Origin of the sequence: Halorubrum sp. SP3 (assembly GCF_005435195.1) — an archaeon.
GTDB classification, from domain to species: domain Archaea; phylum Halobacteriota; class Halobacteria; order Halobacteriales; family Haloferacaceae; genus Halorubrum; species Halorubrum sodomense.
Genome location: NZ_SGTU01000011.1, coordinates 70,211 through 82,986, shown reverse-complemented (window position 1 = coordinate 82,986; position 12,776 = coordinate 70,211). Strand labels below are relative to the sequence as shown.

At 69.5% G+C, this 12,776-nt stretch carries 16 protein-coding genes; 8 read left to right on the top strand and 8 right to left on the bottom strand.

The features are described from left to right. The first annotated feature begins 27 nt into the window (after positions 1-27). The gene (locus EXE42_RS10075) at positions 28-309 is read left to right on the top strand and encodes a DUF6360 family protein (RefSeq protein WP_092919372.1); all 282 of its coding nucleotides are present in this window, start codon (positions 28-30) and stop codon (positions 307-309) included. A gap of 16 nt (positions 310-325) precedes the next feature. On the opposite strand, the gene hjc is transcribed toward EXE42_RS10075, so the two are convergent. Then, positions 326-877, bottom strand: a complete 552-nt coding sequence (gene hjc / locus EXE42_RS10070) for a Holliday junction resolvase Hjc (RefSeq protein WP_092919370.1) — start codon at positions 875-877, stop codon at positions 326-328. A gap of 88 nt (positions 878-965) precedes the next feature. Then, positions 966-1,520: an NADPH-dependent FMN reductase gene (locus EXE42_RS10065; RefSeq protein ID WP_137694236.1), complete on the bottom strand. Its 555-nt coding sequence runs from the start codon at positions 1,518-1,520 to the stop codon at positions 966-968. A gap of 690 nt (positions 1,521-2,210) precedes the next feature. Between EXE42_RS10065 and EXE42_RS10060 the strand changes: the two genes are divergently transcribed. The 4 genes from EXE42_RS10060 to EXE42_RS10045 all read left to right on the top strand — a co-directional run bounded on the left by EXE42_RS10060 (position 2,211) and on the right by EXE42_RS10045 (position 5,686). Next, positions 2,211-3,623 carry a phosphoglucomutase/phosphomannomutase family protein gene (locus EXE42_RS10060; RefSeq protein ID WP_137706439.1) on the top strand — a complete coding sequence of 471 codons (1,413 nt, stop codon included), beginning with the start codon at positions 2,211-2,213 and terminating at the stop codon, positions 3,621-3,623. Positions 3,624-3,761: 138 nt separating this feature from the next. Continuing rightward, complete coding sequence (locus tag EXE42_RS10055; RefSeq protein WP_092919364.1) at positions 3,762-4,133, top strand: hypothetical protein; 372 nt, start codon at positions 3,762-3,764, stop codon at positions 4,131-4,133. 61 nt (positions 4,134-4,194) lie between these two features. After that, positions 4,195-4,938, top strand: coding sequence for a DNA polymerase sliding clamp (locus tag EXE42_RS10050; protein WP_092919362.1), 744 nt, complete (start codon positions 4,195-4,197; stop codon positions 4,936-4,938). 1 nt (position 4,939) lies between these two features. Beyond that, positions 4,940-5,686 carry a hypothetical protein gene (locus EXE42_RS10045; protein WP_137717991.1) on the top strand — a complete coding sequence of 249 codons (747 nt, stop codon included), beginning with the start codon at positions 4,940-4,942 and terminating at the stop codon, positions 5,684-5,686. On the opposite strand, the gene EXE42_RS10040 is transcribed toward EXE42_RS10045, so the two are convergent. Together EXE42_RS10040 and EXE42_RS10035 are read right to left on the bottom strand one after the other, a co-directional pair. Further along, complete coding sequence (locus EXE42_RS10040) at positions 5,681-7,558, bottom strand: histidine kinase N-terminal 7TM domain-containing protein (RefSeq protein WP_092919358.1); 1,878 nt, start codon at positions 7,556-7,558, stop codon at positions 5,681-5,683. The two genes, EXE42_RS10045 and EXE42_RS10040, sit on opposite strands and share 6 nt — an antisense overlap. Before the next feature lie 158 nt (positions 7,559-7,716). Then, a complete protein-coding gene (locus EXE42_RS10035; protein WP_137706438.1) occupies positions 7,717-8,310 on the bottom strand; it encodes a hypothetical protein in 594 nt (197 codons plus the stop codon). A gap of 108 nt (positions 8,311-8,418) precedes the next feature. On the opposite strand from EXE42_RS10035, the gene mdh reads away from it, so the two are divergent. From mdh to EXE42_RS10020, 3 genes are read left to right on the top strand one after another with little or no spacing between them, the layout of a single operon-like run. Next, positions 8,419-9,333, top strand: a complete 915-nt coding sequence (gene mdh / locus EXE42_RS10030; protein WP_092919356.1) for a malate dehydrogenase — start codon at positions 8,419-8,421, stop codon at positions 9,331-9,333. A gap of 53 nt (positions 9,334-9,386) precedes the next feature. Beyond that, positions 9,387-9,575, top strand: coding sequence for a hypothetical protein (locus tag EXE42_RS10025; RefSeq protein ID WP_092919354.1), 189 nt, complete (start codon positions 9,387-9,389; stop codon positions 9,573-9,575). Positions 9,576-9,588: 13 nt separating this feature from the next. Further along, positions 9,589-10,146 carry a 2'-5' RNA ligase family protein gene (locus EXE42_RS10020; RefSeq protein WP_137694238.1) on the top strand — a complete coding sequence of 186 codons (558 nt, stop codon included), beginning with the start codon at positions 9,589-9,591 and terminating at the stop codon, positions 10,144-10,146. A 37-nt stretch (positions 10,147-10,183) separates the two neighbouring features. On the opposite strand, the gene EXE42_RS10015 is transcribed toward EXE42_RS10020, so the two are convergent. From EXE42_RS10015 to EXE42_RS10000, 4 genes are all read right to left on the bottom strand, one after another. Continuing rightward, a complete protein-coding gene (locus tag EXE42_RS10015) occupies positions 10,184-10,465 on the bottom strand; it encodes a type II toxin-antitoxin system RelE/ParE family toxin (protein WP_092919350.1) in 282 nt (93 codons plus the stop codon). Then, positions 10,462-10,740, bottom strand: coding sequence for a ribbon-helix-helix domain-containing protein (locus tag EXE42_RS10010; RefSeq protein WP_137706437.1), 279 nt, complete (start codon positions 10,738-10,740; stop codon positions 10,462-10,464). Before EXE42_RS10010 ends, EXE42_RS10015 begins: the two co-directional genes overlap by 4 nt. A 379-nt stretch (positions 10,741-11,119) precedes the next feature. Then, positions 11,120-11,305, bottom strand: a complete 186-nt coding sequence (locus EXE42_RS10005) for a hypothetical protein (protein ID WP_137694239.1) — start codon at positions 11,303-11,305, stop codon at positions 11,120-11,122. A gap of 3 nt (positions 11,306-11,308) precedes the next feature. Next, positions 11,309-12,700, bottom strand: a complete 1,392-nt coding sequence (locus EXE42_RS10000; protein ID WP_137706436.1) for a cytochrome P450 — start codon at positions 12,698-12,700, stop codon at positions 11,309-11,311. Between the last annotated feature and the right edge of the window lie 76 nt (positions 12,701-12,776).

Genomic DNA, 12,776 nt, shown 5'->3' with positions numbered 1-12,776 from the left:
GGACGGAGCCGCCACAGCACCAACCCTATGTCAAACAGAATCACGACCGTGAACGCGTACACGACGCTCGACCTCGTCGCCGCGGAGGTCGAGACCCACGAGACCGCCCTGTCGCTCGACGGGGTCGTGGACGTCGCCGTGGGTGACGAGTCGCCGGACCGCGTCGTACTGAGCGTCGAACTGGACACCGTCGGCGTCGACGCGGTGCCGCCGCACGCCGACCGGGTTCGGTTGACCCCCGAGCAGGCGGAGACGCTGGCCGACGACCTGAACGAATACGCCGCGGACGCGAGGGAGGAGTCCGACTGAGAGCCGCTCCGTCCGGCTACAACACGTCGAGCGCGTCCTCGACCGGCATGTGGCCGTCCCGAACGGCCTCCAGGATCGTCCGGCGCTCCTCGGTCTCCGGGTCGGTCGCGTCGTCGCCGCCCTCGTCGCCCTCGCCGACCTCCGAGAGCGTCACTTTCTCCGTCTCGCCGACGAACTCCGGGAAGTCGGTGCCGTCCGCGAGCGCTTTCTCCTTCTTCACCCGATACGAGCCGGCGTCGGTGGTGTAGAGGTCGCCCGGGTGGAAGAAGAACCAGTCCTCGCGGTCGAACCGCACCGCGATCCGGGCCTTCGCGCCGAAGTTCCGCGCGAAGAACAGCAGCGCCTCCACCTCCTCGCCGGTGAGATAGATGGGGTCGCCCGCGCTCGACTTCGCCTCGATGGCGTAGAACGTCTCGCCGTCGCCCGCGAGCACGTCGGGCAGCTCCCGCTCCGTGGCGGAGCCGCTGGCCGGCGCGCGCATCACGGCGAACCCGGCCTCGTCTAGGGCGTTCACCAGTTCGCGCTCGCGGCGGTCCCCCTTCCGGTTAGCGGACACGGTCGTCGTCACCCGGTTCGGTCATGTGCGTCGTAGCGGCGAGCGGGGCAAAAGCCCGACGGCTCGCGGGGCGCCGGGAGCGGGCGCGACCGCGGGCGCGTCACTCCCGCATCCGCTCGGCGTGTTCGACGACGACTCGCCCGAGTCGCTCGGTGCGGCCGCGGAGGTCCTCGTCGGTGATCCGCGGCTCGCCGTCGGGGCTGGCCGCGACCGTCTCGACCTTCGAGGAGGCGCCCTGAATCCCGACCTCGTGGGGCACCGTCCACGCGTGGACGTTGCGGAACGTCGACCGGAGGTGTTCGAGCGTGCCGCCGTACGACCCACCGCCCGCGGTCGCGAGCAGCCCCACGGCCGTGTTCGCGTACTCGTCGGAGCCGCAGAAGTCGTGGAAGTTCTTGAACGTCGACGAGTAGGAGCCGCGGTAGACGGGCGTGCCGGCGAGGACGCCGTCGGCCTCGCGAACGCGGCGCTTCAGTTCCTCGCTGTCCCCCTGCGCGTCCTCCTCAGGGTGGTACAGCGGGAGGTCGACGGCGGCCAGATCGATCAGGTCAGTGTCAGCACCGGCGTCGGCCGCGGCGTCGAGCGCGACGCGGAGCGCGGCCCGCGTGGTGCTGTCCGCACTCCGACTGCCGGAGACGGCCGCGATTCGGGTCATAATCCGGGTTCGGGGGCGAGTAATAAAAAACGGAGGCGATCGAAGCGGTCCAGAAACGAGATCACAGTTGCCGACGGTTCGTCCACGGCTCTGGGGGGGAGCGTTTCGCTTTTTTAAACCCAGTCGGCTATTTATAACTAACCGACTACGGACCGACGGCGAACATCTCCAAAGCCCCAGCCGTGAGGACGACGCAGGCGACGTAAGCACCGCAGTGAGGGAGCGGTAGCGACCGAGTGAGGAGCGCAACGAGCGTGCGTCGTCCTCACGGCTGGGGCTTTGAGTCCCGCCTCGCACAGCGACCGCCGGAAGACGGTCCTGCTCGCTCACTGCGTTCGCTGCGCGGGCTACGACTTCCGTGCTCCCGTTCGCTCCCTCCGGTCGCTCACGCGACCGCGCCTCACGCCTCCCCAGCCTCGTCAGTCGCCTCCGCTTCGCTCCGGCGACTGACTCCAGCGAGGGACCGAAGGTCCCTCTGGCAGCCGGCGCGTAGCGCCGGCGACAGCGAGGCGCGACGCGCCTCTGGCAGTCGGGCGAAGCCCGACGACCTCGCGCGTGCGACTCGCGCCCTGTGGGCGCTCGTCGGCACGCGCCACCGCCGTTCGTTTATAAATAGCGAGTGGCGGCTCACTCGCGCAAGCCTCGCGACCGACACCGGGCATTATTGTCCCCGCCGCCGACGTGGGCGACATGGACCAGATTGCCTTCGGCACGGACGGCTGGCGCGCGACGCTCGACACCTTCACCGACGAGCGCGTGCGGATCGTCGGGCAGGCGGTCGCGGACCACCTCGACGCGGCGGGGCGCGACGAGCCGGTCGCCGTGGGGTACGACGCCCGCGAGACCTCGGAGGGGTTCGCCGAGAGCCTCGCCGAGGTGCTCGCCGGCAACGGCTTCGACGTACTGCTCCCAGAGCGCGACGCGCCGACGCCCGTCATCGCTCACGCGATCGTCTCCCGCGGCCTGGCCGGCGCGTGTATGGTCACGGCCTCGCACAACCCGCCCGAGTACAACGGCGTGAAGTTCATCCCGCACGACGGCGCGCCCGCGCTCCCCGACGTGACCGAGGACGTCGTCGAGCGGCTCGCGGAGCCGGACCTGCTCCCCGAAAGCGAACGCGGGGCGATCGAGCACGTCGACCTCGTGAGCGATCACGCCGACGCCGCCCGCGAGGTCGTCGGGCGCGTCGCCGGGAGCGGGAACGGGGGCGACGCGGTCGACCTCTCCGGGCTCACGGTCGCGTACGACGCGATGCACGGGAGCGGACGCGGCGTCACGGACGCCCTCCTCGAATCGGCCGGCGCGGAGGTCGTCCGCCTGCGCTGCGAGCGCGACGTGACCTTCGGCGGCGACTCCCCCGAGCCGTCGGCCGAACACCTCGGAGAACTGGCCGAGCGCGTGACCGACCCCCAAAGCGACGTCGACCTCGGGGTCGCCAACGACGGCGACGCCGACCGGATCGCGGTCGTCACGCCCGAGCGCGGCGTCCTCGACGCCAACCTCTTCTATTCGGCCTGCTACGACCGCCTCCTAGAGACCGACTCGGGGCCAGCGGTCCGCACCGTCTCGACGACGTTCCTCGTCGACCGCATCGCGGAGGCGCACGGCGAGGACGTGTACGAGACGCCGGTCGGCTTCAAGTGGGTCGCCGAGGCGATGGGCGAGCACGACGCGCTGTTCGGCGGCGAGGAGTCGGGCGGGTTCACCCTCCGCGGCCACGTCCGCGAGAAGGACGGCGTGCTGATGGCGCTGCTCGCGGCCGCGACCCACGCCGCCGAGCCGTTCGACGCGCGCGTCGACCGCCTGCTCGACGAGCACGGCCGCATCGCGGCCGGGAAGGTGTCGCTCGACTGCCCCGACGACCGGAAGGAAGGCGTCTTAGACGAGCTCGAAGACCACATCCCGGAGTCCGTCCGCGGCTCCCCCGTCGCGAAGGTCGTCACCCTCGACGGGTTCAAGCTCCTCTTGGAGAACGGCTCGTGGCTGCTCGTCCGCCCCTCCGGCACCGAGCCGAAGCTGCGCGTGTACGCGGAGGCCGACTCCGAGGGCGCCGTCGACGACCTGCTCGCCGAGGGGCGCGACCTCGTCGAACCGCTCATCTGAGGCCGGACCCGAACGGCGGGCGGTGACCGGCCGGGACCGTCCGCCCGGACGAGTTTCAGTTTCGCCTTGCGTTCGGCTCGTTTATTTATAAATTAACCTCGTATCGTCACGTACGGCCTACCCCGGCCGAGAGCCCACATGATCGACGAGCCACTGCCAGCGGCCGAGGGCATCGACGCGGAATCGAACTCAGCCGACGAGATCGCGAGCGGTGACGCGGGCGGTCACGACGCGACCGATCGAAAGGCACCCGACCGCGACGCGGCTGATCCGTCCCGTGAGCCGGCGGCGTCCGGCCGGGACCCGCGGGAGGAACCGGACCGAGCCACCGACCCGCCGCCCGACCGGCCCGACGGCGACGCGACCTGTGAACGCGACCGCGGACCGGACGACGAAGGCGACGAGGCGGACGGATCCGACGCGGGCGAATACCGGCTCGAACGGCTCCGACTGTGGCGGACCGTCGTCACGCTCGCGGTCGTCGTCGCCCGCCTCGTCCGGTCGCTCTGAGCGGTCGGTCGCCGTTCCGATCGGGTGCCTTTTTAGGTGATACCGCCCAAGTTGAACGTATATGTTCAAGGCCATCGTGGGCGCGTCGACGTTTCAGGACGCGCTCGATTCGGTGAGCGTGTTGGTCGACGAGTGTAAGATCCGCCTGAACGAGGAGGAGCTCTCCATCCGGGCCGTCGACCCCGCCAACGTCGGCATGGTCGACCTCACGCTGGAGGCGGCCGCGTTCGAATCCTACGACGCCGACGGCGGCGTCATCGGCGTCAACCTCGCCCGACTGGAGGACATCGCCGGCATGGCCAACTCGGGCGACCTGATCCACCTCGAACTCGACGAGGAGACCCGCAAGCTCCACATCGAGATCGACGGCCTATCCTACACCCTCGCGCTCATCGACCCCGACTCGATCCGCCAGGAGCCGGACATCCCGGACCTCGACCTCGCCTCCGAGATCGTCGTCGAGGGCGCCCAGCTCGACCGCGGGATCAAGGCCGCCGACATGGTCTCCGACCACATCCGCCTCCGCGTCGACGAGACCGACGAGGCGTTCTTCATCGAGGCCGAGGGCGACACCGACGACGTGAACCTCAAGCTCGACCGCGAGGACCTCATCGCGCTCACCGCCGGCCCCGCCGACTCGCTGTTCAGCCTCGACTACCTGAAGGACATGAACAAGGCGATCCCCTCCGACGCAGAGGTCACCGTCGAGCTCGGCGAGGAGTTCCCCGTCAAGCTCCACTACGGCTTCGCGGAGGGGCTGGGGAACGCAACGTATATGCTAGCCCCCCGCATTCAGAGCGAGTAAATTGCCGAGGGAAACGTGTCTAGGATGCGGAAAGTCGTTCAAGCGGGTCGGTAGTCACTGGGCACGCGGAAGCTGTTACTACCCCGAGATTCCCACGTACCTTCGCGAGATCCTCATCGGCTGTCTCATGGGTGACGGATCCGTCCCGAAGACGAACGACGGTTCTCACGGCCTGTTCCGTCTCCCGATGGTTAACAAGCAATTCTTGGAGTGGTTCGACCACGAGATAGGGATATTGAGTACCGGTGTCTCGCTTAAAAAGACGGCAGCGGAACTGGCGCAGAATAACCGTGAATCGGGGTTCAGCCCAAATGCGAGGGCTGAGAACTATCACGATATGTACACCGTCATATCGCGCTCCCACCCGTTCATGCGGTCACTTCGTCAATGGTACCGATCCGGCGAGAAGCGGTTCCCAGAGAGCCTATCGCTCACGCCACGGATCGCGAAGATGTGGTACGTCTGTGACGGGTGTCTCGACGTTCAAGAGAACGGTGAGCCTAGAGCCGCGATACGGATACGGAACCGAGACGAGCGTCAGGAATTCCTTTTGAATCTGTTTGAGGAGGTCGATCTCTCTCCAACGTACAACCGCGAAACGATCCGCTTTGGAGTCGAAGAGACCCGCTCGTTCCTCGACTGGATGGGCAACCCGCCGCCCGGGTTCGAGTACAAGTGGGTGCTCGACTCGCGAGAGCGCTACGATCGCCTGAAGGCACAGGCGTACGGCGAGGCACACGCTTTATAAATCGTCTACGACCGGAATCGACACCGTCACCCGCGTCCCGCGCGGCTCCCGGTCGGCGTACTCGACATCGGCGCCGACCGCGGCGGCGCCCCATGCGACGACCCACAGCCCCAGCCCCGACCCGTGTTCGAGGGCCGTCTCGCGGCCCGACTCGACCGCCTCGACCTCGTGGTCCGGGATTCCGGGGCCGTCGTCCTCGACGGTGAGGACGAAGCGGGCGTCGCCCGCGGTCGTTCCCTCGCCGTCGCCCCCCTCCCGGCGGAGCGCGACCCGCACCCACGCCTCGCCGTCCTCGCGCTCGGCCCCCTCGCCGTCGTGGTGGTCGATCGCGTTTTCCACGGTGTTCTCGACGACCGCGCGGAGCGCGTCCGGCCTGACCCGCGTGGTCCAGTCGCCGTCTCCGGCGTCGTCGCTCTCCGCGGCGTCGTCGCCCTCGACGGCGAGTTCGACGGGCGCCGCGTCGTCGCGCTCGCGGGCGTCGGCGACGACCGAGTCGACGAGCTCGCGGACGTCGGTAGCGACGGGATCGTTGTCAGCGAGGAGGCGCTCGACGGTGCCCGCCTTCTCGCCGAGCGCGGCCAGCGCGCCCGCACGGCGCTCGACGGCGTCGGCCATCCGGACCAGTTCCGGGTCCTCTAGGCGGTCGCGGAGGATCTCGCCGTAGCCGTGGACGACGCCGGCGTCATTGCGGAGGTTGTGGCGGAGGATTCGGTTGAGAACCTCCAGCTGCTGGCGGCGGCGCTCGCGTTCGGTGACGTCGGAGAGGACGACCGTGTAGCCGACGTGGGTCCCGTTCGGGTCGGTCAGTCGGGAGACCGACACCGCGTAGGTTCGCCGCCCCGTTCCGGCCGCGGAGTCGATCTCGACCGTCTCGCGGGAGCCGCCGTCCCCGGGCTCGGAACCGGCGGAATCGGTCTCGTCGCCGGGGCCGTCGTCCGGATCGCTCCCACCGGTCACGAGGGCGGCGTCGGCGCCGTCACCGACGGCGACCGGCAGCTCCAGGAACTCGGCGAGCGGGCGGTCGCGAGCGGTCTCGGCGTCGACGCCGAGCACCGTCTCGGCGGCGGGGTTGAGCCGGACGACGCGGCGGTCGAGCGCGAGCGCGAGAATGGGGTCCCGGAGGTCGTCGATCGCGGTGCGCTCGGCGGCGCGGCTGGTCGTCGGGTTCCGGTCGAACATCTCCGCGCGGTCGAACGCGTACGCGTCGAGGATCATGTGCGGAACGAACATCAGCGGCGCGAGCTGGAGCTGCGGGACCGGGCCGATCTGGAGCGTCCACGCGACCAAGGCGAACCCCGGCGGCAGCGAGCTCAGGGCGACCGCGGCGCTCTCGCGGCGGTACAGCGGCCCGTAGCTGAGGAGCGTGTCGACGAGGAGGAAGACGGCGCTGGCGACGAGGACCGTCTCCGCGGCGACGGTGAGGTACGCCCACGGCCCGAACGCGTACGAGACGGTCTCGACGCCGAAGGCGGGGTCGGGCGCGAGGCCGGTCCAGAAGGCGCCGTGGAGCGGGTTCGTGGCGACGAGCGCGGACGAGAGGAGGCCGAACCCGACGATCGCGCCGAACAGGCGGCTCCGGACCACGTCGCTCCGACCGGTGTACTCCAACGCGAAGCCGAGGAAGGCGATCCCGGTCCAGATCACGCCCAGCCACATCGTCGCCTCCAGTGCGGCGCGGAGCGTCGGGTCGGTGACGAGCAGCCCGACCCCGTAGGAGCAACACCACGTCGCCTGTGCGGCGAACACCCCGAGGAACCAGTCGACCCCGGGACGGCCGCGGTGTTCGCGGATCGCCCACGCGAGCGCGAGCGCTCCCGCCCCGCCCGCGAGCGAGCCGACGGCGGGCCACGCCGGGACGAGGTCGAGAGCCATACGTGGGAACGACGGCGACGGCGGGCGTAAAACTGTCGCGCGGCGACGGGCCGCCAGTTGCTCACGCGGTCCGCCGGTCCGTCGTCCGGTTCGGCGTCCGAACGCCGCGGTCGTGAGGACGGACCGCCGACCTGAGAGGAAATCCGAAGCGGACCGCGCTACAGGTGCCGTTCGATGACGCGCTTCGCGGCCTGGCCCTTCTCCTTCCAGCCGTACCCCTCGTCGTACACGTGGCGCTTGGCGTCGACGAGCTCTCCCGGCGTCGACTCCTCGAAGCCGCCGCGGTCCCACGCGCCCGACTCGCGGAGCCACTCGATCACGTTCTCGCGGGTCTCGGGCCACGAAAGGCCGACCATCTCGTACCACGCCACCATCGCGAAGACGGCGTTGTCGTGACAGCCGGGGACGGAGCCGTGCTCGTAGACGGTCCGCATCGGGTCGCGGGTGGGCTCGGAGACGCGCTCCTTGAACTCGGCGGCGGTGAGGAGTCGGAGGCGGTCGCCGTCCTCGACGACGCGCTGGTCGCGACGGAGCGCGCCGAGCGCCGCCTTGTGGAGCCCGCCCCAGTCCGCCGGAATCGCGTCTCGCAGCGCCGCCTCCGAGAGGCCCTCGGGCTCCGCCGTGAGGACCGAGAGGAGGTCCGTGTACGCCTTCTCGACGGTGGGCCAGCTCACGCCCTCGAACTCGCAGTCGGCGTCGTGGAGGCTGTTCGTCGTCCGACAGCCCGGACACGGGTAGCGGAACGTCGGCACGAGGCGACGCTTCGGCGCGGCGGGAGTTAGGGGTTTCGCGACGACCGCCACGGACGTTGCTGAGGTTCCGAAACGTTTACTCGCCGCCCGGACGCGAGTGTACACGGTATGACAAAGGTCAGCGTTATCGGTGCGGCGGGGACCGTCGGGGCCGCGGCCGGCTACAACCTCGCGCTGCGCGACGTGGTCGACGAGCTCGTCTTCGTCGACATTCCGGACCAGCGCGAGACGACGATCGGACAGGCCGCCGACGCGAACCACGGCGTCGCCTACGACTCGAACACGACCGTCCGGCAGGGCGAGTACGAGGACACCGCCGGCTCGGACGTCGTCGTCATCACCGCCGGCATCCCGCGACAGGAGGGCCAGACCCGCATCGACCTGGCCGGCGACAACGCCCCCATCATGGAGGACATCGGCTCGTCGCTGGCCGAGCACAACGACGACTTCGTCACCGTCACCACCTCCAACCCGGTCGACCTACTGAACCGCCACCTCTACGAGGCGGGCGACCGCGACCGGCACGAGGTGGTCGGCTTCGGCGGGCGGCTCGACTCCGCGCGCTTCCGCTACGTCCTCTCCGAACGCTTCGACGCGCCCGTGAAGAACGTCGAGGCGACGATCCTGGGCGAACACGGCGACGCGCAGGCGCCCGTCTTCTCGAAGGTCCGCGTGAACGGCCGCGACCCGTCGTTCGACGCCGACGAGAAAGAGCAGATCCTCGCGGATCTTCAGGAGTCCGCGATGGACGTCATCAGCCGGAAGGGCGCCACGCAGTGGGGGCCCGCCACCGGCGTCGCGCACACCGTCGAAGCGATCCTGAACGACACCGGCGAGGTGCTCCCCTGTTCGGTCGTGCTCGACGGCGAGTACGGCTACGAGGACACCGCGCTCGGCGTGCCCGCGAAGCTGGGCTCGGACGGCGTCGAGGAGGTCGTCGAGTGGGACCTCGACGAGTACGAGACCGAGCTGCTCGACGAGGCCGCCGAGAAGCTCTCCGAGCAGTACGAGAAGATCGCGTAACGGACGCTTCGCTACCCACCGACTTTTTACCGCTGCCGCGCCCTCGTCCGAGCATGAACCGCGCCGAGATCGACACCGACGACCTCCTGAAAGTCGTGTTGCTGCTCGTCGTCGTGTGGCTTCTGGTGGAGATCGTCGGGGCCGTCCTCGAGGTCGCCTTCTGGCTGCTCGACGCGCTGCCGACGCTGATCGGGATCGCGCTCGTCGTCCTGATCGCGTTACACCTGACTGACCGGATCTGAGGCGACGGTCGACGTGTTCAGCCTCAACGTCCCGCTCCCGACCGCGGTGGAGCGGCTGGCGGCCGATCTCCACCCGAAACTGTCGGGGTTCGACCGCGTGCGCGAGCGCCGCACGCTCGTCTGTAAGCGGTTCGGCGTCGCGGACGTGCGGAGCGAGGAGGGTGAGGGAGCGGAGAGGCCAGAGGTCCCGGACAGAGAGGCCGCCGTCGACCGCCTGCGCGAGCGGCTTCGCCGGCCGCTCGCCGGGGTCGACCCCTTCGAGGTCGCCGTCACCGGCGTCGACGTCTTCGACGCGCCGCGGTCGGGGTCGCGGCCGGTCGTGTACCTGGCCGTCGAGAGCGACGAGTTGGTCCGGGTTCACCGGCGGCTCTGTGACGCGTTCGGCGCGGTCGAGGGGATCGAGGGCGACGAGTACGTACCCCACATCACGCTGGCTCGCGGCGGGAATCCCGAGCCGGGCGCGGTCGCCGGCCTCGTCGGCGCCGAGTTCGACCCGATCCGGTGGCGCGTCCACGCGCTCGACGCCTGGGACCCGGAGTTCCGGGAGGTCGCGGCGAGCGTAAAGTTATAAATCTAGATGCCTCGCTCGTGGCGATCGCGCCGGACGTTCAATCGTCGTCTCGGTACGCGTCGCCGCCGCGCTTCCGGATGGCGACAACGAACAGTATCTCTCGGTCGCGGTCTGCCCGACACGCGAGCCGAAACTGACCGATCCGGAGTTTCTGGTGCGGAGCGCCGGCGAGCGGTTCGAGGTGATCGGTCGGGTCCCGCCACTGGTCGGTGACGACCTCGTCGAGCTTCGAGAGGATCCGGTCGCGGGCGTGGTCGTCGAGCGCCGCAAGCTGTCGCTCCGACCGGTCGGTGAACCGCCAGTCCCACCCGTCGCTCATCGATCGCCGTCGCCGTCGCTACCGTACTCGGCTTTGATCGCGTCGCTGTCGCGGGTGCGGCCCTGCTGGATGTCGACTTCGCTCGCGGCGACCGCCTTGAGGTCGGCGCGATCGAACTCCGGGTGTTTCACCGCGTCGCGGAGCACGTCGCGCACGAACTCGCTCCGACTATTGTATCCGAGGTCCTTCCACGTCGCGTCGACGTCGGCGAGGAACGACTCCGTCATTCGGATGTTGACCGTCGTCTTCTCCGGCGACGAACCCGCTTCTGACATACGTCTGTGTTGAAATTGTGTACGAATAACAGTTACGCCGACGACCGCATCTCACTCGTTTTCGATATCGGGGGCGACAGATAACCGGCAGACGGCCGATCGACGGTGCGTGTTTCAAAACGCCAGCCGCTTATTTATAAATGAGAAATCGTAGATCGGCGGTGAACATCTCCAAAGCCCCAGCCGGGAGGCTGCCCCTTTGGATCCCGCCCGACCGCACGCCACTACAGCCTCACACCTCCCCAGCCTCGTCAGCCGGCCTCCGCTTCGCTCCGGCCGGCTGACTCCCTCGCGCGTGCTCCTCGCGCCCGTGGGGCGCTCGGAGGCACGCGCCGACCACAAGGGTGGTAGTTTATAAATGAGCGACGGTCGAGGCCGCCTACGTCCCGTCGCTCTCACTCAGCTCGTCGACCGCGTGGTGCGGCCCCACCGGGCCGTGCGTCGGACAAACGCCGGCGATGGGAGTCGCGTTGAGACAGCAGGCGCGCTGCTGGCCCGCGACGAGCCCACGCGAGAGGGGCTCGCCGCAGCGAGCGCAGTACGACGCCGCCTCGTCGTCGGTCATCCCTCAGCGCTCGCGGATCCGCATCGGCACCGGGTGGTCCGGGTGCATCGTCAGCGACCCGCGCAGGGCGAGGCTCGGCCCCTCGTAGTCCAGGTCGAACCGCGAGCAGACCGTCGCGAGGATGATCTTCGCCTCCAGTAGCGAGAACGCCTTCCCGATACAGTGGCGCGGGCCGCCGCCGAACGGGAAGAAGGCGAACCGCGGTCGCTCGCTCCGGCGCTCCGGGGTCCAGCGGTCCGGGTCGAACGCCTCGGGGTCGTCGTACCAGCGGTCGGACCGGTGGATCACCCACTGAGAGACCATCAGCGCGGAGCCCTCGGGGACCCGGTATCCCCCGAGCTTCACGTCGAGCTTCGGCTCGCGGAACAGCGTGTAGACGGGCGGGTAGAGCCGCATCGACTCGTTGAGGACGCGCTCGGTGTACTCCATGTCGCGGACGGCGCCCGCGGTCAGGGGGCCGCTGCTCACGACCGCATCGGCCTCGCCGGCGACCCGCTCGCGGGCCGCCGGGTGGTTCGAGAGGAGGTAGAAGGCGTAGGTGAGCGCGAGCGCGGTGGTGTCGTGGCCGGCCAGGAGCATCGTCACCAGCTCGTCGCGGAGGTTCTCGTCGGTCTGCTCGCCGCGGTCGCGGGCGCGGAGCAGGACGGAGAGCAGGTCCATCGGGAGGTCGGCGTCGGGGTCGCCGGGCGGCCCGCGGACGCCGGTCCCGTCGGGGCCGGCGGGGTCGACGCTCGGGTCGCGCTCCGTGCCACGGCGGCGGGCGACGATGTCGTCGATCACCGATTCGAGCGTGTCGATGGCGGCGTCGAACTCGCGGTTCTCGCGGGTCGGCAGCCAGTCCGGGATCAGGTACCGGCGGGGGTCGGGCTCGAAGCGCGCGCCGAGGGGTTCGAGGTTCTCCTGGACCGTCTTCACCTCCTCGTCGGAGATGTCGGCGCCGAACATCGCCGTGACGATGATCCGCACGGTGAGCCGGGCCAGCTCCAGTTGGAGGTCGACGACGTCGCCGCCGTCCCAGTCGGCGACGTGCGACTCGGCGTGGTCGGCCATCACGCCGGCGAGCGCGCCGATCCGGCGGTTGTGGAAGGCGGGGTTCGCCAGCTTCCGCTGGCGTTTCCACGTCTCCCCCTCGCTCATGAGGAGACCGTCGCCGAGCAGCGTGTCCATCGCGTCGTCGAACTGCGGCTTGCGGTAGCGTTCGGCGTCCGCGACGAGGACGCGCTCGACGTCGGCGGGGTTCGTGAGCAGGTAGGTCTCTCTCGGGCCGAGGTTCAGTCGCACCACGTCGCCGTAGCTGTTGGCGCAGGCGCGCAGGAAGCCGAACGGGTCGTCCGCGAACTGGCGACCGTTCCCGAACAGGGGGTCGCCGAGCGGTCCTGGCGGCGTAACGGACATACGATTTCTGGGGGTTGAGCGGGGTTAAACGTTCGGCGGGACAGGAGAAGCGGACGGCCGAGGACGGGAGAACAGG

Coding starts and splice junctions, on each gene's coding strand:
- EXE42_RS10075 (WP_092919372.1), top strand. CDS start 28: ATGTCAAACAGAATCACGACCGTGAACGCGTACACGACGCTCGACCTC.
- EXE42_RS10065 (WP_137694236.1), bottom strand. CDS start 1,520: ATGACCCGAATCGCGGCCGTCTCCGGCAGTCGGAGTGCGGACAGCACC.
- EXE42_RS10060 (WP_137706439.1), top strand. CDS start 2,211: ATGGACCAGATTGCCTTCGGCACGGACGGCTGGCGCGCGACGCTCGAC.
- EXE42_RS10055 (WP_092919364.1), top strand. CDS start 3,762: ATGATCGACGAGCCACTGCCAGCGGCCGAGGGCATCGACGCGGAATCG.
- EXE42_RS10050 (WP_092919362.1), top strand. CDS start 4,195: ATGTTCAAGGCCATCGTGGGCGCGTCGACGTTTCAGGACGCGCTCGAT.
- EXE42_RS10040 (WP_092919358.1), bottom strand. CDS start 7,558: ATGGCTCTCGACCTCGTCCCGGCGTGGCCCGCCGTCGGCTCGCTCGCG.
- mdh (WP_092919356.1), top strand. CDS start 8,419: ATGACAAAGGTCAGCGTTATCGGTGCGGCGGGGACCGTCGGGGCCGCG.
- EXE42_RS10025 (WP_092919354.1), top strand. CDS start 9,387: ATGAACCGCGCCGAGATCGACACCGACGACCTCCTGAAAGTCGTGTTG.
- EXE42_RS10015 (WP_092919350.1), bottom strand. CDS start 10,465: ATGAGCGACGGGTGGGACTGGCGGTTCACCGACCGGTCGGAGCGACAG.
- EXE42_RS10010 (WP_137706437.1), bottom strand. CDS start 10,740: ATGTCAGAAGCGGGTTCGTCGCCGGAGAAGACGACGGTCAACATCCGA.
- EXE42_RS10005 (WP_137694239.1), bottom strand. CDS start 11,305: ATGACCGACGACGAGGCGGCGTCGTACTGCGCTCGCTGCGGCGAGCCC.
- EXE42_RS10000 (WP_137706436.1), bottom strand. CDS start 12,700: ATGTCCGTTACGCCGCCAGGACCGCTCGGCGACCCCCTGTTCGGGAAC.